The organism is Pradoshia sp. D12, from assembly GCF_008935075.1.
Lineage (GTDB): Bacteria > Bacillota > Bacilli > Bacillales > Pradoshiaceae > Pradoshia.
Genome location: NZ_CP044545.1, coordinates 337501 through 358424, shown reverse-complemented (window position 1 = coordinate 358424; position 20924 = coordinate 337501). Strand labels below are relative to the sequence as shown.

Annotated in this window: 13 protein-coding genes, 5 rRNA genes and 1 riboswitch (1 of these 19 running past the window's edge); all 18 genes read right to left on the bottom strand. The window is 43.9% G+C overall.

Translation table 11 applies throughout. The annotated features are described in order from the left end of the window. Positions 1–12 precede the first annotated feature (12 nt). Positions 13–1545 (bottom strand): bifunctional phosphoribosylaminoimidazolecarboxamide formyltransferase/IMP cyclohydrolase, encoded by a 1533-nt coding sequence (purH, locus tag F7984_RS01890; protein ID WP_140462129.1) that lies wholly within the window; start codon positions 1543–1545, stop codon positions 13–15. Beyond that, positions 1542–2123 carry a phosphoribosylglycinamide formyltransferase gene (purN, locus tag F7984_RS01885; protein ID WP_066108508.1) on the bottom strand — a complete coding sequence of 194 codons (582 nt, stop codon included), beginning with the start codon at positions 2121–2123 and terminating at the stop codon, positions 1542–1544. The genes purH and purN overlap by 4 nt, the downstream gene beginning before the upstream one ends. Positions 2124–2191: 68 nt before the next feature. Beyond that, on the bottom strand, positions 2192–3217 hold the full coding sequence (gene purM / locus F7984_RS01880) for a phosphoribosylformylglycinamidine cyclo-ligase (RefSeq protein WP_140462128.1): 1026 nt from the start codon (positions 3215–3217) through the stop codon (positions 2192–2194). Between the two features lie 42 nt (positions 3218–3259). Further along, the gene (purF, locus tag F7984_RS01875) at positions 3260–4678 is read right to left on the bottom strand and encodes an amidophosphoribosyltransferase (protein ID WP_139892760.1); all 1419 of its coding nucleotides are present in this window, start codon (positions 4676–4678) and stop codon (positions 3260–3262) included. Continuing rightward, positions 4654–6888, bottom strand: a complete 2235-nt coding sequence (gene purL, locus F7984_RS01870) for a phosphoribosylformylglycinamidine synthase subunit PurL (RefSeq protein ID WP_140462127.1) — start codon at positions 6886–6888, stop codon at positions 4654–4656. Before purL ends, purF begins: the two co-directional genes overlap by 25 nt. Further along, positions 6872–7555: a phosphoribosylformylglycinamidine synthase subunit PurQ gene (gene purQ, locus F7984_RS01865; RefSeq protein WP_066108516.1), complete on the bottom strand. Its 684-nt coding sequence runs from the start codon at positions 7553–7555 to the stop codon at positions 6872–6874. Before purQ ends, purL begins: the two co-directional genes overlap by 17 nt. Then, complete coding sequence (gene purS / locus F7984_RS01860; RefSeq protein ID WP_066108519.1) at positions 7552–7806, bottom strand: phosphoribosylformylglycinamidine synthase subunit PurS; 255 nt, start codon at positions 7804–7806, stop codon at positions 7552–7554. The genes purQ and purS overlap by 4 nt, the downstream gene beginning before the upstream one ends. Then, positions 7799–8524 (bottom strand): phosphoribosylaminoimidazolesuccinocarboxamide synthase, encoded by a 726-nt coding sequence (purC, locus tag F7984_RS01855; RefSeq protein WP_306821563.1) that lies wholly within the window; start codon positions 8522–8524, stop codon positions 7799–7801. The genes purS and purC overlap by 8 nt, the downstream gene beginning before the upstream one ends. A gap of 100 nt (positions 8525–8624) precedes the next feature. Next, positions 8625–9917: an adenylosuccinate lyase gene (gene purB, locus F7984_RS01850; protein WP_066108525.1), complete on the bottom strand. Its 1293-nt coding sequence runs from the start codon at positions 9915–9917 to the stop codon at positions 8625–8627. Continuing rightward, positions 9917–11092 (bottom strand): 5-(carboxyamino)imidazole ribonucleotide synthase, encoded by a 1176-nt coding sequence (purK, locus tag F7984_RS01845; protein WP_066108528.1) that lies wholly within the window; start codon positions 11090–11092, stop codon positions 9917–9919. The genes purB and purK overlap by 1 nt, the downstream gene beginning before the upstream one ends. Next, positions 11079–11600, bottom strand: coding sequence for a 5-(carboxyamino)imidazole ribonucleotide mutase (gene purE, locus F7984_RS01840; RefSeq protein ID WP_413242778.1), 522 nt, complete (start codon positions 11598–11600; stop codon positions 11079–11081). The genes purK and purE overlap by 14 nt, the downstream gene beginning before the upstream one ends. 94 nt (positions 11601–11694) lie before the next feature. After that, a riboswitch (purine riboswitch) is annotated at positions 11695–11798 on the bottom strand. Between the two features lie 92 nt (positions 11799–11890). After that, a complete protein-coding gene (locus tag F7984_RS01835) occupies positions 11891–12091 on the bottom strand; it encodes an NETI motif-containing protein (RefSeq protein ID WP_066108532.1) in 201 nt (66 codons plus the stop codon). A 437-nt stretch (positions 12092–12528) separates the two neighbouring features. Then, positions 12529–12645: ribosomal RNA gene (gene rrf / locus F7984_RS01830) — 5S ribosomal RNA — on the bottom strand. 70 nt (positions 12646–12715) lie between these two features. Beyond that, a 23S ribosomal RNA gene (locus F7984_RS01825) occupies positions 12716–15652 on the bottom strand. Positions 15653–15797: 145 nt separating this feature from the next. Next, positions 15798–17350: ribosomal RNA gene (locus F7984_RS01820) — 16S ribosomal RNA — on the bottom strand. The 16S, 23S and 5S rRNA genes sit together here, the layout of an rRNA operon. 1128 nt (positions 17351–18478) lie before the next feature. Continuing rightward, positions 18479–18829 (bottom strand): hypothetical protein, encoded by a 351-nt coding sequence (locus F7984_RS01815; RefSeq protein WP_077248007.1) that lies wholly within the window; start codon positions 18827–18829, stop codon positions 18479–18481. Positions 18830–20564: 1735 nt separating this feature from the next. Next, positions 20565–20681, bottom strand: a 5S ribosomal RNA gene (gene rrf, locus F7984_RS01810). Positions 20682–20751: 70 nt separating this feature from the next. Beyond that, positions 20752–20924, bottom strand: a 23S ribosomal RNA gene (locus F7984_RS01805) (it continues 2763 nt past the right edge of the window).

Below are 20924 nucleotides of genomic sequence, written 5' to 3'. Positions count from 1 at the left end.
TGTCTCTCCCTCTTAATGTTTGAAATGCCGTACTCCGGTAGTAACCATCGCAATACCATACTCATCTGCTTTTTTTATAGAGTCCTCATCTCGCTTTGATCCGCCTGGCTGAATGATAGCGGTAATCCCGGCTCTGGCCGCGGCTTCCACTGTGTCATCCATTGGAAAGAATGCATCTGATGCGATAATGGCGCCTCTCGCTTTTTCACCAGCCTGTTCTAAGGCAATCTTCGCAGCGCCGATACGATTCATTTGACCAGCACCTACTCCCAGTGTCATTTGCTCATCTGTTACGATGATTGCATTTGATTTAACATGCTTTACGAGTTTCCATCCAAATTGAAGAGCTTTCCATTCAGCTTCAGTAGGTTCTCTTTTTGTAACAACCTGAAGCTCTGCATCCTGTATAGTTGCCTCATCTGACTCTTGGACAAGTAAACCGCCTGTAATGGAAGATAGTTTTTTCTCCCTTTTCTCTCTTCCCTCAAATTGAATAGTAAGTAAGCGAATATTTTTCTTAGATGTTAAGACCTCTAATGCCTCGTCAGTAAATGATGGGGCAATCACAATTTCCAAGAAAATTTCATGAAGCAGTTTCGCCGTTTCAGCATCTACTTCCCGATTTAACGCAACAATACCGCCAAAGATAGATGTAGGATCCGCTTCATATGCCTTTTGGAATGCTTCATAAATAGTGTCTCCAGTTCCTGCGCCGCAAGGATTCATATGCTTCACAGCAACAGCAGCCGGCTGTTCAAATTCCTTCACGATTTGCAGGGCAGCATCTGCATCATTGATATTGTTATAGGATAATTCCTTACCATGCAGCTGCCTGGCTGCTGCAATTGAAAAAGTAGAGCCAAGTGGTTTTGCATAAAACGCAGCTTTTTGATGAGGGTTTTCACCGTAGCGAAGTGGTTGCTTTAACGTGTATGTAACAGTATAGTTTTCAGGCTGATCCTCTTCTGCCAAATTTGTCATGTATTCAGCAATCAGGGAATCATAAGCCGCTGTATGGCGAAAAACCTTTGCCGCCAGCTTTCTTCTATCCAATAAGGAAAGTTCTCCATTACGGAAACCATTAAGTACTTTTCCATAGTCAGCAGGATCCACCACAACTGCTACAGACTCATGGTTTTTAGCAGAGGCCCTCAGCATTGCAGGACCGCCAATATCAATATTCTCGATTGCCTCTTCAACTGTCACGCCTGGTTTAGCAATCGTTTCTTGGAATGGATAAAGGTTCACACAAACTAGCTGAATAGGAGCAATCCCTTGTTCTTCAAGCTGAGCCATATGGGATTCATCGTTTTGTTTTCCAAGGAGACCCCCATGAATATAGGGATGTAAAGTTTTTACGCGCCCATCCATTATTTCCGGAAAACCTGTCACGTCACTGACGCTGATAACTGGAATACCATGATCCGACAATGTTTTTTTGGTTCCACCTGTGGAAATAATCTCAAAGCCCAGCTCCGTAACTCCTTTGGCGAATTCTACAATCCCCTCTTTGTTTGATACACTGATCAATGCCCGCTTTTTCATACTTTCTCCTCCTGTTCGTTGCTTAACTGCTCTATAATGCGTGGATATAGGTTATGCTCTACCTGCTGAATTTTCCTGTGGATCTCCTCCACGCTCTCCCCTTTATGTATCGAGACGGCTCTCTGTGCAATAATCGGTCCCGTATCCATGCCTTCATCTACATAATGAACCGTAACCCCCGTCACTTCGACGCCTGCTTCTATCGCCTGCAAAACGGCATTTTTTCCTGGAAAGGCTGGCAATAAAGAAGGATGAATATTAATAATGTGATTAGGATAGGCCCTTAACAGCACTGAGCCAATTAATCGCATATAGCCTGCCAAAATAATCATCTCGACTTCTTTCGCCTGCAACTCCTGTAAAATTTGCTGTTCATAATCCTCTTTCAAAGGAAAATCCTTTGGAGAAAAGGATAATACCGGAATATTTAACTTTTCCGCCCTATCTATACAGTAAGCACCTGGATGATCACAAATCAGCAATTCTATCGAGGCATACAATTTTCCTTTTTCCACCGCTTCTGCTATCGCTTGAAAGTTACTGCCATTACCTGATGCAAATATAGCAATTTTTTTCATAGCTTCTCCCTTAGTCTTATATGATTTCAACTTAATAAGCTACTAAATTGTCTTTGCCTTTTTGTAAATCAACGGAAATGCACGCCTTCTTTTTGAATCACCCGACCGATTCTTTTTGCGTCTTCCCCCAATTGATTCAGGGTACCAATTAGCTCACTCGCTTTTTCAGCCTGTACAGCTAGAACCATGCCAATCCCCATATTAAAAATCGAATACATGTCATTCTCTTCAAGTGATCCTTTATCCTTTATAAGGTTGAAAATCGGATTAATTTCCCATGTTCCTTTTTTAATTTCCGCCCCAAATCCATCCGGAAGCATGCGCGGTATATTTTCGATAAATCCTCCTCCGGTAATGTGGGCGATTCCATGAACTGAGCCGGACTTCAAAACTTCAAGGATGGGTTTTACATAAATCTTAGTTGGACGCAGTAATTCTTCTCCAAGCATACAATCCAACTCTTTGATAAATTGATCCAATTTCATTGACGATTCATCAAGTAATACCTTTCTCACTAGCGAAAACCCATTGCTATGAATCCCACTTGAAGGCAGCCCAATTAATACATCGCCATCTCGTACAAGGCTTCCATCAATCAGCTTCCTTTTTTCTGCCGCACCAACCGTAAAACCAGCCAGATCATATTCATCTACAGAATACATTCCAGGCATTTCAGCCGTTTCACCGCCAATTAAGGCACAGCCTGCCTGCTCACATCCATCCGCTATTCCTTTTACGATTGCCTCAATTTTTATCGGTTCTGCTTTTCCGCAAGCAATATAGTCAAGAAAATATAATGGTTCTGCACCTTGGGCAATAATATCATTTACACACATGGCAACGCAGTCAACACCAATTGTATCGTGCTTATCCATCATCATAGCGAGCAACAATTTAGTCCCGACTCCATCTGTTCCCGAAACGAGTACAGGCTCCTTAAGGGACAATGCCGACAAATCAAACATACCTCCGAACCCGCCCAAAGCACCGAGTACCTCTGGTCTTTGTGTACGGCTTACATGCTTTTTCATACGTGAGACGGATTCATAGCCTGCTTCAATATCCACTCCTGCACGTTTATATGCGTTCGCCAAAGTGACCATCCTTTCATACTTCCTGTCAATAATCTATTGCCGTTACTTTATTTTTTCATATGCCTGATCATCGGTGGCATAAATTTCAGTTGGATAGTTCCCCGTAAAGCATGCCATGCATTGACCTCGATACTCGCCACCAAAAGGCCTGCCAATTGCCTCAACCGTCCCCTCCACACTTAAAAAGGTCAGAGAATCTGCTCCGATCATCTCCCTGATTTCCTCAACCGAGTTAAACCCGGCAATCAGCTCTTCTTTGGACGATGTATCAATTCCATAAAAACAGGGATTTTTGATTGGAGGAGAGCTAATGCACACATGTACCTCTTTTGCGCCGGCTTCTTTAAGCATCGTCACAATCCTCCTGCTGGTCGTTCCCCTTACAATCGAATCATCCACCATGATGACCCTTTTGCCCTCGACCACACCGCGCACTGGGGCCAGCTTCATTTTCACCCCTTGCTCACGTAGAGATTGGGATGGCTGTATAAAGGTCCGTCCCACATATCGATTTTTAATTAACCCCATCTCATATGGAATCCCGCTTACTTCGGCATAACCGATAGCTGCCGATATACTTGAATCCGGTACACCTGTGACAACATCCGCTTCAATTTGCGCTTCAATAGCCAGTTGTTTCCCCAGGTTCTTCCTGGCCGTATGAACGTTAATACCATCTATATTGCTATCGGGTCTTGAAAAATAAATATACTCCATACTGCACATGGCTCTGCCCTGTGATTCAGCAAAATACTCTGATTGGATGCCGTCATCATTAATCGTCACCAGCTCTCCGGGCCGAACATCCCGAATATAATCAGCACCTATTAAATCGAAGGCACATGTCTCAGATGCAGCTACATATCCTTCACCGATTCGTCCGATGGAGACAGGACGCAATCCATGTGGGTCCACAGCAATCATCATTTCTGTTTCTGTCATGACCAGAAATGCATAGGCCCCTTGGACGAACGATAAAGCCTGCTTTATTCGCTTCTTAAAACAAGCTGAACCAGAGCGCCTAATTAAGTGGGCCAGGACCTCTGTATCCGAGGTTGTATGAAAAATGCTCCCATCTATTTCAAGCTGATTTTTTAATTGGGTTGCGTTTACCAAATTTCCATTATGAGCGAGAGCAAAACTACCGACAGTCTGAGAATTAAACAAAAATGGCTGAACATTTGCCACTCCGCCTCCTCCTGCTGTCGCATAGCGAACATGGCCGATTGCGCTCCGTCCCTTCATATCCTCAATGATCTTTTGATTGAAAACTTCATTCACAAGTCCTTCTGCTTTATGCGATTTCAATACTTGGCCATCTGTAACGACCATTCCCGCTCCTTCCTGTCCACGATGCTGCAGACTGTGTAAACCATAATAGGTTAGTTGAGATGCTTCAGTATGTCCCCAGATTCCAAACAATCCACATTCTTCATTTAGTCCACGGATTTCAGCAAGCATGGTATGGCTCCCTTCCAGGCTATCAGTAGTTGTTTTGCTTCAATATCAATAACTGTCTCTTCCTGGCCGGCATGAATAACGTATTTTTCTGTATCTGTTACAATACCTATTTGAACCGCTTCCGGAATAATTTCTTTGAAAGGTCCGACTTGTTCAGGCGATACAGTCACAAGGAAACGGGATTGTGATTCTGCAAACAACCGGGTGGCCAAATCCCCCTCTAAATTCACTTCAAAACCAAGGTTTTCTGCGCCAAACAATCCTTCTGCAAGTGCTATGGATAATCCTCCTTCTGCCAGGTCATGAGCTGACTTTATTACACCTGCCTGAATCGCTTTCAACAGCTTTTCCTGCCGGTCTTTTTCAACCTGAAGATTCAGATGGGGCGCTTTACCAAAAATCCGTCCATCATTCATGAATTTTTGCAGCTCACTACCGCCGAATTCAGCATATGTTTCTCCTATTAAGTAGATTAAATCTCCCTTTTCTTTGAAGGATTGAGTGGTGATATGCTTGAGATTATGAACAAGTCCAACCATGCCAACGACCGGTGTCGGGTAGATCGCTTCTCCATTTGTTTCGTTATACAAGGAAACATTCCCACCAATCACCGGTGTCCCTAGTACACGACATGCTCCACTTAATCCATCTGCCGCTTTTTCGAGCTGCCAGAAAATTTCAGGCTTCTCCGGATTCCCGAAGTTCAAACAGTCTGTAATCGCCAACGGTTCACCGCCTGAACAAATAATATTACGTGCTGCTTCAGCCACCGCAATTTGACCGCCTGTTTCCGGGTCTAAATAGAGATAGCGGGAATTGCAGTCTGTTGTCATCGCCAACGCTTTTTCCGTGCCGCGAATACGAACGACGGCTGCATCAGAACCTGGCCCTACAACCGTATTCGTGCGTACCATATAATCATACTGGTCATAAACCCATTCCTTACTCGCTATAGTCGGTTGTGCCAATAACGATAGCAGAGTTTCTGTATAGTTGTTGATGACAGGTACTTCATCTTCCATCGCTTGAAACTCTTGAAAATAATTAGGCTCTTTGGACGGTTTATAGTAAACTGGCGCCTCCTCAGCTAGTGCATCTGCTGGTACATTTGCCACCACTTCGCCTCTATATGTTAAGCGAATCATTTTATCTTCCGTTACAGTGCCCACATCGACCGCTTCAAGGCCATACTTTCCAAACAGCTCTTCGATTTCTTGCTCCCGTCCTTTTTTGGTTACAATCAGCATTCTCTCCTGTGATTCAGATAACATCATTTCATAAGGTGTCATTCCTGTTTCTCGCTGAGGAATCCTATCTAAATTCATTTCAATTCCGGATCCCGCTTTGGAGGCCATTTCTGCAGAGGAACTGATTAATCCAGCTGCGCCCATATCCTGTATTCCTACAAGTGCATCCGATTTTACAAGCTCCAGGCATGCTTCAAGTAAAAGCTTTTCCATGAATGGGTCCCCTACTTGTACGGCTGGCCGTTTGGAATCAGAATCATCTGTTAATTCCTCCGAGGCGAAGGTTGCTCCATGAATGCCATCACGACCTGTTTTTGCCCCGACATACATAACTGTATTTCCAACTCCATGCGCCTGACCCTTCTTAATATCCTCATGATTGATTAAGCCGACACACATCGCATTTACAAGAGGATTCCCCTCATAGGAAGGATCAAACTGAATCTCACCACCAACAGTTGGTATTCCGATACAGTTTCCATATCCGGCAATCCCAGCTACAATTTCCTCAAACAAATACTTCATCCGTGGAGTTGTTAATTCTCCAAAACGCAAGGAGTTCAGCATGGCAATCGGTCTAGCCCCCATGGAAAAGACATCGCGGATGATTCCACCCACGCCTGTGGCTGCACCTTGATATGGTTCGATTGCGGAGGGATGGTTATGGCTTTCAATTTTAAAAACAACCGCTTGCCCGTCACCAATATCCACAATACCCGCACCTTCTCCGGGCCCTTGCAGTACACGTTTACCTGTTGTTGGGAACTTCCTTAATACAGGCTTTGAGTTTTTATAGCTGCAATGCTCAGACCACATAACTGAAAACAAACCAGTTTCTGTATAGTTTGGCAAGTGCCCAAGAATTTTTTCTATCTTGGCAAACTCATCATCCGTCAATCCCATTGTGGCATAAATTCGTTCTTCTTTAATCATGGTTGGACTTGGCTCAAGCATTAACGACATTTGTTTCCCTCCAGTATTGAACAATCGATTTGAATAACTTGATTCCATCGGCACTGCCAAGTAAGGAGGAAACAGCCCTTTCCGGATGGGGCATCATCCCAAGAACATTGCCTTGCTTATTCATAATTCCCGCGATATCCTGATGACTGCCATTTGGATTTCTATCATACGTAAACAGAATTCGATTTTGTGTCTTTAACTGTTCCAGCGTCTCCTCATCACAATAGTAATTTCCCTCGCCATGAGCAATCGGGATAGTGATTTGTTCATTTTTGGTATAGGAGCTCGTAAAAGGAGTTTCGTTGTTCACAACATTCAACTTTTGCGGTCTGCAAATAAACTTCAAATCAGCATTACGCCGCATAGCTCCCGGCAGCAATCCCGCCTCCAGTAATACCTGGAATCCATTACACACACCGAGGATCGGAATACCATCCAATGCCGCTCTTTTCACAGCCTCCATAATGGGTGAAAATTGGGCAATTGCACCGCACCGTAAATAGTCACCATACGAAAACCCTCCAGGCAGCAGGATAGCATCAAAGCCTTCGAGACTCGTTTCCGTATGCCAAACATATTCCGCATCTTCTCCAACCTCATCACGAACGGCATGATACATATCAATATCACAATTGGATCCCGGAAAGACGATTACGGCGAATTTCACTGTCCGATTACCTCCTCTATGCTGTATCGATAATCTTCAATGACCGTATTGACTAACAATTTTTCGCACATATTGCGGACCGCCTCATCAACATCAGCAGTAGATTCAGAGAGTTCCAACTCCATATACTTGCCAATTCGCACATCCCGAACCTCCGGGAAATTCATGGCATTCAATGACTTTTGTACAGCAGTTCCCTGCGGATCCAATACACTTTCACGAAGAGTGACATAAACCTTTACTTTATACATGTTGAACGTCCTCCAGCTTAGCAAGAATTTTTTTATAGGCATCTGTTAAACTGCCGAGATTCCGGCGGAATATATCCTTATCCAACTTTTCATTTGTATGCGAATCCCAAAGACGGCAAGTATCCGGTGAAATTTCATCCGCAAGCAGGACATGGTCCTTCTCATCTTTGCCAAACTCAAGCTTAAAATCTATTAATCTGATGTCCATAGAAGCAAATAAGCTTCGCAACATTTCATTGATTTGCATAGACTGTTTTTTTAATATTTCGACTTCTCCAGCTGTAGCAAGGTCCAGGACGTTAATATGATCTTCTGTTAATAGCGGATCACCAAGCTTATCGTCTTTATAATAAAATTCCACAATCGGCCTTTTAAGAGGTGTTCCTTCCTCTACACCCAATCTTTTAGAAAAACTGCCGGCAGCAACATTGCGGACTACTACTTCTAAAGGAATAATGGTGACTCGTTTAACGAGCTGTTCTGTTTCTGATATTTTTTTAATAAAATGCGATTCAATACCCTTAAGGTGAAGCCATTCGAATAGCAGGCTCGTGATTTGGTTATTCAGATGTCCCTTCCCCTCAATCATTGCTTTCTTTTCCCCATTAAATGCAGTTGCTGAGTCCTTGTATCGGATTAGGACGATTTCCGGATTATCAGTTGCATAAATTTGCTTTGCCTTGCCTTCGTAAAGAAGTTCATTCTTCGCCAATTGGATATCCTCCTATATGGTAATAATCCTGATAAGCCAAACACGGATGGAATTAATGTAAAAGGGGCACCCCTCAACCTTTATTAAGTAGTGCCCCTCGTTAAAATTACAGCCCCATACGTTCAAAAATGAAATCTACATTTTTCAAATGATAATGGTAATCGAAGCAATCATCCAATTCTTCAGTAGACAGGTAGGCCGTAATTGTTTCATCCGCTTCTAGCAATTCACGGAATTGAATCTGTGTTTCCCATGCCTCCATCGCCTTAGGCTGAACGGTATCATACGCTTTTTCACGAGACAATCCTTTATCAATTAAAGCAAGCAATACACGCTGTGAATAAATCAGACCATAAGTGCGGTCCATATTACGCTTCATATTATCAGGGAACACCGTTAAGTTTTTCACGATATTACCGAAGCGGTTTAACATATAGTTCAATAAAATGGTCGCATCCGGGAGGATAATTCTTTCAGCAGAAGAATGTGAAATGTCCCGTTCATGCCAAAGTGAAACATTTTCATAGGCCGTCATCATGTGGCCGCGAATCACACGGGCCAACCCAGTCATATTCTCCGAACCGATTGGATTGCGTTTATGCGGCATAGCGGAAGAACCCTTCTGCCCCTTCGCAAAAAATTCCTCTACTTCACGTGTCTCACTCTTTTGCAAACCACGAATTTCAGTTGCAAATTTTTCAATAGAAGTCGCAATCAATGCTAATGTAGACATGTATTGTGCATGTCGGTCGCGCTGTAGGGTTTGGGTAGAGATTGGAGAAGGTTTGATCCCAAGATTTTCACACACAAACTTTTCTACAAATGGATCAATGTTCGCATATGTTCCAACAGCACCGGAGATTTTACCATACTCTACTGTATCTGCAGCTTCTTTTAGTCTTTTTAGATTCCGCTTCATTTCTTCATACCATAATGCCATTTTCAAACCAAATGTCGTTGGTTCAGCATGGACGCCATGAGTACGTCCCATCATAACCGTATATTTATGCTCCTTCGCTTTTTCTGCCAAAATTGTAATAAACCGCTCCACATCAGCGATTAAAATATCATTGGCCTGCTTGAGCAAATAAGATAAAGCCGTATCGACTACATCTGTAGAAGTCAGACCATAATGAACCCATTTCCGTTCTTCTCCCAGCGATTCTGAAACGGCACGCGTAAAGGCAACCACATCATGTCTGGTTTCTTCTTCAATTTCTTTGATACGATTCACATCAAAGGAAGCACGCTCTCTCATTACTTTTACATCCTCTTTAGGGATTGCACCAAGCTCTGCCCAGGCTTCACAAGCCAAAATTTCTACTTCGAGCCATGCTTGAAAACGATTCTCCTCTGTCCAAATCTTTCCCATTTCCGGTCTTGTATAACGTTCAATCATTATTTCATATCCACCTTTTCTTTTTTGTCTCCTGTTTGTTCAGTCCATATATTTGATTGATTAAGCATCTCTAATATTTCCATCGGATGCTCTCCTAAGACTGTAATATGCCCCATTTTTCTATCTTTCTTCGCTTCACGCTTCCCATAAATATGTACTTTCCAATCAGGCTCATTCCCTAAAGCCTTTATAACCGGTTCTAAATGCTGACCCAAAACATTGACCATTACCGCACTGGAATGTAATTCAGTATGACCAAGCGGCCAATTACACACCGCTCTTATATGTTGCTCAAATTGAGAGGTTTCACAAGCCTCAATCGAAAAATGTCCGGAATTATGAGGTCTCGGCGCTAATTCATTCACCAAAATATCATCCTGGTCGAGCAGGAACATTTCAACGGCTAATGTACCAACCACCTGTAATGATTCTGCCAATTGTACAGCCGATCCGATTGCATGGATTTGGGTGTTTTCATTGATTCTCGCCGGGACAATCGATTGATGCAAAATATTATTGACGTGAATATTCTCTGCAACAGGAAACACCCGTATGGAACCATCCAATTTTCGAGTTACTATCACTGAAATTTCCTTTTGAAACGGTATAAAACTCTCCAAAACACAAACTCCATGGCTCAGCAATTCAGAGCCTTTGGCTAAATCTCCTTTATCCCGTATAACAAGCTGTCCTTTTCCATCATAACCACCTCGCGCTGTTTTCAAGACAGAAGGATAGCCAAGTTTAGAAATAGCTTGACGAAGATCCTCAAAACTTGCAATGACCTCGAACGGGACAACTTTGACACCTGATTTCTCAATCGCCTGTTTTTCAAGAACCCGATCCTGCGTAATTCTTAATATATCCGTACCCTGCGGAATATATGGATTACCCGTTAGTTGATCTAACGCATCAGCATCAATATTTTCAAATTCAAATGTGAGTACATCACTTATCTTTGCCAAGCGCTGCAGAGCCTCTACATCATTAAATGGGGCCGTGATTTCCATATCCGCAATTTGGCCGCAAGGACTGTTGGGCGTTGGATCAAGCACAGCTATCTTAAAACCTAAATTTCTGGCTGCCAATGCCAGCATTCGCCCCAACTGGCCGCCACCTATTATCCCAATCGTCTGGCCAGGTAAAATAACTGGTGCCTGCTTACTCAAGTTCATCACAACTTTCAATTGATTGTCTTTGAATTTTTAATCTATATTGTTCAAGTTCTTCAGCCAATTCTTGCTCGAAGGTCCCTAATATCTGTACTGCTAAAAGACCTGCATTTTTTGCACCGGCTTTGCCAATCGCCATCGTTGCTACAGGAACACCACCCGGCATTTGAACAATAGACAGCAAAGAATCCAAACCGTTTAGAGCGTGGGATTGCACAGGCACACCAATTACAGGCAAAGTAGTTTTGGCTGCTACCATCCCAGGTAAATGGGCTGCTCCGCCTGCACCGGCTATAATCACTTTTATTCCACGACTTCGCGCGCTTTGGGCATATTCAAACATTAAATCAGGCGTTCTATGAGCTGAAATTACTTTTTTCTCATAAGCCACCTTAAAATCATCCAGAATAGTACATACATGCTTCATCGTTTCCCAGTCTGATATGCTTCCCATGATTACTCCAACCTTAAGGTCATTCATCATTTTCGCCTCCAAATAAAAAAGCTGCATGAACACACTTTCAAAAAAGAGAAAGCAGTCCACACAGCTTATATGCTATGCCAAACCGAGCACTTAGGACAAGTACTATGCCCTCACATATAAGGTGAGGTCCGCTTTCTCTCATAGTCCAAAAATTTATTCGGTCTTTGGGTAGAAACTTGCAGGCCATATCCCCGCTATTATATGAGAGAATTATTTATTTTAATGCTTATTGTTCGTACCTATCTTACCAATAGGGCTAATTGTATGTCAACTAAAAACCGAACACTTCTGTTATTTAATGCAATATCGTTCGGTTTTCAATCAATTGATTTGCCTTCAAAAATAATCTGGCGTGCAACCGGAATATATTCTATCTGATCGCCATTCTTCACTTCCTTAAAAATTGGTTTCTCCATACGTCTTACGGGAAAGTATCCTTCCTTTTTCATACGCTCCAAGCATTCATCAATGCTTTCATTCTCCTGCAATTCAAACTTTTGTTTCTTTGGCTTAGCCAATCGACCCTCGTCCTTTCTGTTACTTACTCTACTAGTAGTGTATCCCATTTAGTACTCTTTTCGGAAGTTTTGTTACAGAATTTTATGTGACTGGTGTAAGCGTGGACTGGCAAAAGTTTTCTTCTTTATGGATAGGAATTTCAGTTTAACACTGTGCCGTCTCACACCTATTCTCCAGCAAAAACACATCAAAGTATGTACGGTAAGACGTATATAAGTGATGTCAGAATCTGAGCTGAAATGTGCTTAATATGAATTGTCATGGGTAGATATAACAATTTTAAAAAGCTTGGCTTTCCCTCAGATTTTACTCATCTTTGTCCCATTTTTTCAACTTATGTCTTCTTTCCAACCTACTAATCATGCTGATAACTCAACCTCAATCCCAAAAACCGCACAAAAAAACCAGCTCATCAACTGAACTGGTTTCTTAAATTGCCCGGCAACGTCCTACTCTCACAGGGACTCGCGTCCCAACTACCATCGGCGCTGAAGAGCTTAACTTCCGTGTTCGGAATGGGAACGGGTGTGGCCTCTTCGCCATCATTACCGGACTATTTGGTTAGAAAGAAATCATTCTTTCAAAACTGGATAATGTAAGTTTGGCAAGTATGCTTGATTCATTTGGTTAAGTCCTCGAACGATTAGTATCCGTCAGCTCCATGTGTCACCACACTTCCACCTCGGACCTATCAACCTGATCATCTTTCAGGGTTCTTACTAGCTTGCGCTATGGGAAATCTCATCTCGAGGGGGGCTTCATGCTTAGATGCTTTCAGCACTTATCCCGTCCGCACGTAGCTACCCAGCTATGCTCTTGGCAGAACAACTGGTACACCAGCGGTGCGTCCATCCCGGTCCTCTCGTACTAAGGACAGCTCCTCTCAAATTTCCTGCGCCCACGACGGATAGGGACCGAACTGTCTCACGACGTTCTGAACCCAGCTCGCGTACCGCTTTAATGGGCGAACAGCCCAACCCTTGGGACCGACTACAGCCCCAGGATGCGATGAGCCGACATCGAGGTGCCAAACCTCCCCGTCGATGTGGACTCTTGGGGGAGATAAGCCTGTTATCCCCGGGGTAGCTTTTATCCGTTGAGCGATGGCCCTTCCATGCGGAACCACCGGATCACTAAGCCCGACTTTCGTCCCTGCTCGACTTGTAGGTCTCGCAGTCAAGCTCCCTTGTGCCTTTACACTCTGCGAATGATTTCCAACCATTCTGAGGGAACCTTTGGGCGCCTCCGTTACTCTTTAGGAGGCGACCGCCCCAGTCAAACTGCCCACCTGACACTGTCTCCCACCCCGATCAGGGGTGCGGGTTAGAATGTCAATACAGCCAGGGTAGTATCCCACCGATGCCTCCACCGAAGCTGGCGCTCCGGCTTCAAAGGCTCCTACCTATCCTGTACAAGCTGTACCAAAATTCAATATCAGGCTGCAGTAAAGCTCCACGGGGTCTTTCCGTCCTGTCGCGGGTAACCTGCATCTTCACAGGTACTATAATTTCACCGAGTCTCTCGTTGAGACAGTGCCCAGATCGTTACGCCTTTCGTGCGGGTCGGAACTTACCCGACAAGGAATTTCGCTACCTTAGGACCGTTATAGTTACGGCCGCCGTTTACTGGGGCTTCAATTCGCACCTTCGCTTGCGCTAAGCGCTCCTCTTAACCTTCCAGCACCGGGCAGGCGTCAGCCCCTATACTTCGCCTTGCGGCTTCGCAGAGACCTGTGTTTTTGCTAAACAGTCGCCTGGGCCTTTTCACTGCGGCTCTTCGAGGCTATAAACCTCTAATGAGCACCCCTTCTCCCGAAGTTACGGGGTCATTTTGCCGAGTTCCTTAACGAGAGTTCTCTCGATCACCTTAGGATTCTCTCCTCGCCTACCTGTGTCGGTTTGCGGTACGGGCACCTTCTTCCTCGCTAGAGGCTTTTCTTGGCAGTGTGGAATCAGGAACTTCGGTACTCTAGTTCCCTCGCCATCACAGCTCAGCCTTATGTGATGAGCGGATTTGCCTGCTCATCGGCCTAACTGCTTGGACGCGCATATCCAACAGCGCGCTTACCCTATCCTACTGCGTCCCCCCATCACTCAAATGGAAGAGAGGTGGTACAGGAATATCAACCTGTTGTCCATCGCCTACGCCTTTCGGCCTCGGCTTAGGTCCCGACTAACCCTGAGCGGACGAGCCTTCCTCAGGAAACCTTAGGCATTCGGTGGAAGGGATTCTCACCCTTCTTTCGCTACTCATACCGGCATTCTCACTTCTAAGCGCTCCACATGTCCTTCCGGTCATGCTTCACAGCCCTTAGAACGCTCTCCTACCACGCATACCATACGGTATGCATCCACAGCTTCGGTGATACGTTTAGCCCCGGTACATTTTCGGCGCAGAGTCACTCGACCAGTGAGCTATTACGCACTCTTTAAATGGTGGCTGCTTCTAAGCCAACATCCTGGTTGTCTGGGCAACTCCACATCCTTTTCCACTTAACGTATACTTTGGGACCTTAGCTGGTGGTCTGGGCTGTTTCCCTTTTGACTACGGATCTTATCACTCGCAGTCTGACTCCCGAGTATAAGTCTTTGGCATTCGGAGTTTGTCTGAATTCGGTAACCCGATGAGGGCCCCTAGTCCAAAACAGTGCTCTACCTCCAAGACTCTAAACTCGAGGCTAGCCCTAAAGCTATTTCGGAGAGAACCAGCTATCTCCAGGTTCGATTGGAATTTCTCCGCTACCCACACCTCATCCCCGCACTTTTCAACGTGCGTGGGTTCGGACCTCCATCCAGTGTTACCTGGACTTCATCCTGGACATGGGTAGATCACCTGGTTTCGGGTCTACGACCACATACTGCAAACGCCCTATTCAGACTCGCTTTCGCTGCGGCTCCGTCTCATCAACTTAACCTTGCATGGGATCGTAACTCGCCGGTTCATTCTACAAAAGGCACGCCATCACCCATAAAAGGGCTCTGACTACTTGTAGGCACACGGTTTCAGGATCTCTTTCACTCCCCTTCCGGGGTGCTTTTCACCTTTCCCTCACGGTACTGGTTCACTATCGGTCACTAGGGAGTATTTAGCCTTGGGAGATGGTCCTCCCGGATTCCGACGGGATTCCTCGTGTCCCGCCGTACTCAGGATCCACTCGGGAGGGAACGAAGTTTCGACTACAGGGTTGTTACCTTCTCTGACGGACCTTTCCAGGTCGCTTCATCTACCCCGTTCCTTTGTAACTCCACAATGAGTGTCCTACAACCCCAGATGGCAAGCCATCTGGTTTGGGCTGATTCCGTTTCGCTCGCCGCTACTCAGGAAATCGCATTTGCTTTCTCTTCCTCCGGGTACTTAGATGTTTCAGTTCCCCGGGTGTGCCTTCATACACCTATGAATTCAGTGTAAGATACTGCCCCATTACGGGCAGTGGGTTTCCCCATTCGGAAATCTCCGGATCAAAGCTTACTTACAGCTCCCCGAAGCATATCGGTGTTAGTCCCGTCCTTCATCGGCTCCTAGTGCCAAGGCATCCACCGTGCGCCCTTATTAACTTAACCGTTAAAAAACTCTTACTCGGTTTTTATTAAAACGCATTTACTTTGCCTTACATTACATTATCCAGTTTTCAAAGAACGATTATTGCGAAGGATTGCTCCTTCAAAACTAAACAAAACTACTGGCCAATAAGTCTATTTTCCTTAGAAAGGAGGTGATCCAGCCGCACCTTCCGATACGGCTACCTTGTTACGACTTCACCCCAATCATCTGTCCCACCTTCGGCGGCTGGCTCCCGTAAGGGTTACCCCACCGACTTCGGGTGTTACAAACTCTCGTGGTGTGACGGGCGGTGTGTACAAGGCCCGGGAACGTATTCACCGCGGCATGCTGATCCGCGATTACTAGCGATTCCAGCTTCATGCAGGCGAGTTGCAGCCTGCAATCCGAACTGAGAGTGGTTTTATGGGATTTGCTCGACCTCGCGGTTTTGCAGCCCTTTGTACCACCCATTGTAGCACGTGTGTAGCCCAGGTCATAAGGGGCATGATGATTTGACGTCATCCCCACCTTCCTCCGGTTTGTCACCGGCAGTCACCTTAGAGTGCCCAACTGAATGCTGGCAACTAAGATCAAGGGTTGCGCTCGTTGCGGGACTTAACCCAACATCTCACGACACGAGCTGACGACAACCATGCACCACCTGTCACTCTGTCCCCCGAAGGGGAACGCTCTGTCTCCAGAGTTATCAGAGGATGTCAAGACCTGGTAAGGTTCTTCGCGTTGCTTCGAATTAAACCACATGCTCCACCGCTTGTGCGGGCCCCCGTCAATTCCTTTGAGTTTCAACCTTGCGGTCGTACTCCCCAGGCGGAGTGCTTAATGCGTTAGCTGCAGCACTAAGGGGCGGAAACCCCCTAACACTTAGCACTCATCGTTTACGGCGTGGACTACCAGGGTATCTAATCCTGTTTGCTCCCCACGCTTTCGCGCCTCAGCGTCAGTTACAGACCAAAGAGTCGCCTTCGCCACTGGTGTTCCTCCACATCTCTACGCATTTCACCGCTACACGTGGAATTCCACTCTTCTCTTCTGCACTCAAGTCCCCCAGTTTCCAATGACCCTCCACGGTTGAGCCGTGGGCTTTCACATCAGACTTAAAGGACCGCCTGCGCGCGCTTTACGCCCAATAATTCCGGACAACGCTTGCCACCTACGTATTACCGCGGCTGCTGGCACGTAGTTAGCCGTGGCTTTCTGGTCAGGTACCGTCAAGGTACCGCCCTATTCGAACGGTACTTGTTCTTCCCTGACAACAGAGCTTTACGACCCGAAGGCCTTCTTCGCTCACGCGGCGTTGCTCCGTCAGACTTTCGTCCATTGCGGAAGATTCCCTACTGCTGCCTCCCGTAGGAGTCTGGGCCGTGTCTCAGTCCCAGTGTGGCCGATCACCCTCTCAGGTCGGCTACGCATCGTTGCCTTGGTGAGCCGTTACCTCACCAACTAGCTAATGCGCCGCGGGCCCATCCCTAAGTGTTAGCCGAAGCCAACTTTCCTTCCAACACCATGAGGTGTTAGAAACTATTCGGTATTAGCACCGGTTTCCCGGAGTTATCCCAATCTTAGGGGCAGGTTGCCCACGTGTTACTCACCCGTCCGCCGCTAATCGTTGGGAGCAAGCTCCCTCAGATTCGCTCGACTTGCATGTATTAGGCACGCCGCCAGCGTTCGTCCTGAGCCAGGATCAAACTCTCCGAAAGATGTTTGATCTAGCTAAATTTTAAAGCAAATTGACGAGATTTTAAAAATCTCTTGTTTTTAGACTTGCTTGGCGTTTCGTTTTGTTTATTTTTCAAAGAACAATCTGTCGTGTTAGCGACTCTTATATCATATCAATTCAGTTAGCTTTTGTCAAGCATTTTCTTTTTGATATTATTCACTAACAATCTCTCAAAATGTTTCGCGTTGCAGAAGCAACTTTTATATAATAACTTATATTTTTTATGAATGCAACCCTTTTTATAAATTATTTTTTATAAGTTTGCATTCAAGGATTTATCCGCCTTCTATCTCATAGCGACTTAATTATAATACCACTATTTCGAGTAATATAAAACTGGAATTTATATGTATTTTTCTATCTCTTCGAATCTCCTCTATATTTAGCGATTCTATCTGTATTTCAGTTCACGTCGAAACTCTCAGCTTGTTCAAAACTACTTCTACAGGAGGCGGTTAGCATGCATGAGATATTTATGCTCACTTTACGATTTACCATATCAAGAAGAAACGAAGCTAATTAAACGCAAAATTGATATTTCTATAATGCAGAAAAAAAGATCGGTTTTTTTACATAACTCCGTTAATCACACAGTTAGCTTGTCTTATTTATATATGTATAAAGAGATGGCCAACACAGAACCATAAAAAAAATAGTGGATTTCCTTAAACAACCTGGTAAGCATCTTCTCGGAAACTTGTTATTTTATATTAGATGGTATACCTTCTTTCAGTGTGACAATATACTTGCATGAGACAAAGTATATATAGGAATGTTGATATTACTCTAATTACTATATAAAACGTTACTTACTGATACTTTCTTTTTCTTCTATAGAATAAGACAATCTTTTATTACTGATGGATCGATTGATTCTCTTCTTTATAATGATGCAATGCAATCTTTCCAGAAAGCTTTCGTACCTTCACTAAAACCCAGCAATCCAGCCGATAAACTTATAAGAGTATAGAACATCTTCTTTTTTAATCAACCCAACATTCAACATATTCAGCTCCGGTCTTTCTTTTAGATCCCCTGATTAATTAGTTCATGACTGGTAAAGTTATACTTCGTTTTTAATATCCAGTATTAAACCTTATGTCATATGCTATTTACTTTGAATTTCTTCACTGGTTTTCCCGTCCAGTGAATAGGATCCTCCGAGCATATCATTGTGTTTGGAATAGGGGAACGAGGTTCCTCCAATCACTTCTCGGTTCCACATCATGACCGTTACACTTATTTTCCCCTCCTGGAACTCATTATCTAATGGATGACCTTTAACGAAAAAACGGACTAAATGAATCTCTTTATTCAAATAGGGCTCGGGTTCGATGGATTGGACAGCCCAGTCCTGTTTAGCGGGAAGTTTCGTTAAGTCACTTATCGTATACGTCCTAGTCCTCTCTCCTTCATAGGACAGCTCATCATATCCTTTATCCTCTAGAATCCTTTGCAAATTCTCGCATTTTCCGTTAATGGTAGTTGTTCATCGCTTTGTGCGCACCCAGAGAGCAACAAGAAGATTAGAAAATACAGTGGTTTTTTCATTTCATCCCTCCTTATTTACAGATGATCCTCTATATTTAAAGGCATGAGAGCTCTGATTGTACCTTTCCTTTTATCATAGTATAGATAATTAATTAACCTACTACCCCCTTTTGTTTATATAACATACTAAATACAACACTGTATAAGTGACTTCCTTCATCCACTAACCTGTGCCCCGTTAGCTGCTTTTAAAAAAGCTAATCACTTAGTTTTTGCAATGGTGAAGTGTATTGAATCAATAAAAAAGCGAACCTAACATTGATGGGTTCGCTAAAATAACGGTGGTATTCCGAAAGGGAAGAATATTGGAGCTATGTAGATAAAACATAATAGTAAAATTAATAAAAGAGACATGACTATCGAAAAGACAGATCTAATGATCACTTTCTTATCATTTTTCCTTTCTAGCGGCAGCCCAACTACAGCTATACTCAGTGATACAAGCGAAAAAGGAATAAGGTAATACAATACACCCATGTTTCATTTCTAAGTCTGCTATAAAAAATCTAAAGAATGCAAATATGCAAAGTGCTATTAGCGTTATTCCAAAAGGCCATTGATTAGTTAAAAGTTTAAGACTCCTCTTGGCCACTCTCAATACAGCCAACCTTCCAAATATATCCTTTGTGTTATTGTAAGCCAATCTTTTTTCCTCATACAAGTGATAATTCTGTATTAAGGTTTAGTTAAAGAACTATCTTGATTTTGAATATGGATGCTTATTTTTTTATTTAGGAGCACCACCCTATGCAAATAGCCTTTAAATGAGGAATCGCCAATTAAGAGCCCATATTCATTGAATTATACGAACCTTATCCTTAATCTCTTTGCATAGTTAATAAAAATCATCACCAAAATAAACGGCAACTAATTCTCCTGATGAAAGAGGAAACTGTTCCTCTTCTTACAAAGAAATATTTAAAACTCGTGACATGCTCTAAAGATGTTTAGTTCATATATTTCTTTCACTATAATATGCAATATTTCATTAACCTTTCTCTATGTAAAGATGAATCAATTATGTTGTGTTCAAGCAATAGAGTGAGTATAACGGTGAGATTTTAGCAAGGATTTCTTTTAATCAATCGATTAGTTAACTTGGATACATTCAGTAAGTATATATCCATGAGCTTGTGATTAAGAAGAAGTGAAGAACCAATTCTCTTACGTTTTCCTGACCTTCTTCCCTATAGATTTTGATTAAAAAGGTTTAGGAGTCTCCCAGCTGAAATTCCAGGTTGAGTCCTTAATATATGTTTTCCAATTTTATTATTATCTCGTATGTTCACTAATAAGTGTGTTATACATGTTTTCTTACGGCTTTCCTCCATACTTCACCTACCTATGAAGCACCTTTAACCCGGCATAGGTCAGGCATAGGTAGGGCATAGGTAGGGCATAGCTGCTTTCCTCCACACTTCACCTACCTTTCAGACACCTTTTATCCATAGATCAGGCAAAGATGTCCCATAGGTGTTGAATAGCCCAGCTTTTCTATAGCTTCCACACGTCTTTAAGGTAGTACCCTTGACGAAAAATCCTTCCCGATCCCATCAAGCCCAAACAAGTATAAATGATCTCTCTTGGTCCCTAAAAAACCGCACAAAAAAACCAGCTCATCAACTGAACTGGTTTCTTAAATTGCCCGGCAACGTCCTACTCTCACAGGGACTCGCGTCCCAACTACCATCGGCGCTGAAGAGCTTAACTTCCGTGTTCGGAATGGGAACGGGTGTGGCCTCTTCGCCATCATTACCGGACTATTTGGTTAGAAAGAAATCATTCTTTCAAAACTGGATAATGTAAGTTTGGCAAGTATGCTTGATTCATTTGGTTAAGTCCTCGAACGATTAGTATCCGTCAGCTCCATGTGTCACCACACTTCCACCTCGGACCTATCAACCTGATCATCTTTCAGGGTTCTTACTAGCTTGCGCTATGGGAAATCTCATCTCGAGGGGGGCTTCATGCTTAGATGCTTTCAGCACTTATCCCGTCCGCAC

Coding starts and splice junctions, on each gene's coding strand:
- purH (WP_140462129.1), bottom strand. CDS start 1,545: ATGAAAAAGCGGGCATTGATCAGTGTATCAAACAAAGAGGGGATTGTA.
- purN (WP_066108508.1), bottom strand. CDS start 2,123: ATGAAAAAAATTGCTATATTTGCATCAGGTAATGGCAGTAACTTTCAA.
- purF (WP_139892760.1), bottom strand. CDS start 4,678: ATGCTTGCTGAAATCCGTGGACTAAATGAAGAATGTGGATTGTTTGGA.
- purL (WP_140462127.1), bottom strand. CDS start 6,888: ATGTCGTTAATGCTTGAGCCAAGTCCAACCATGATTAAAGAAGAACGA.
- purS (WP_066108519.1), bottom strand. CDS start 7,806: ATGTATAAAGTAAAGGTTTATGTCACTCTTCGTGAAAGTGTATTGGAT.
- purB (WP_066108525.1), bottom strand. CDS start 9,917: ATGATTGAACGTTATACAAGACCGGAAATGGGAAAGATTTGGACAGAG.
- purK (WP_066108528.1), bottom strand. CDS start 11,092: ATGAACTTGAGTAAGCAGGCACCAGTTATTTTACCTGGCCAGACGATT.
- purE (WP_413242778.1), bottom strand. CDS start 11,600: ATGCAGCTTTTTTATTTGGAGGCGAAAATGATGAATGACCTTAAGGTT.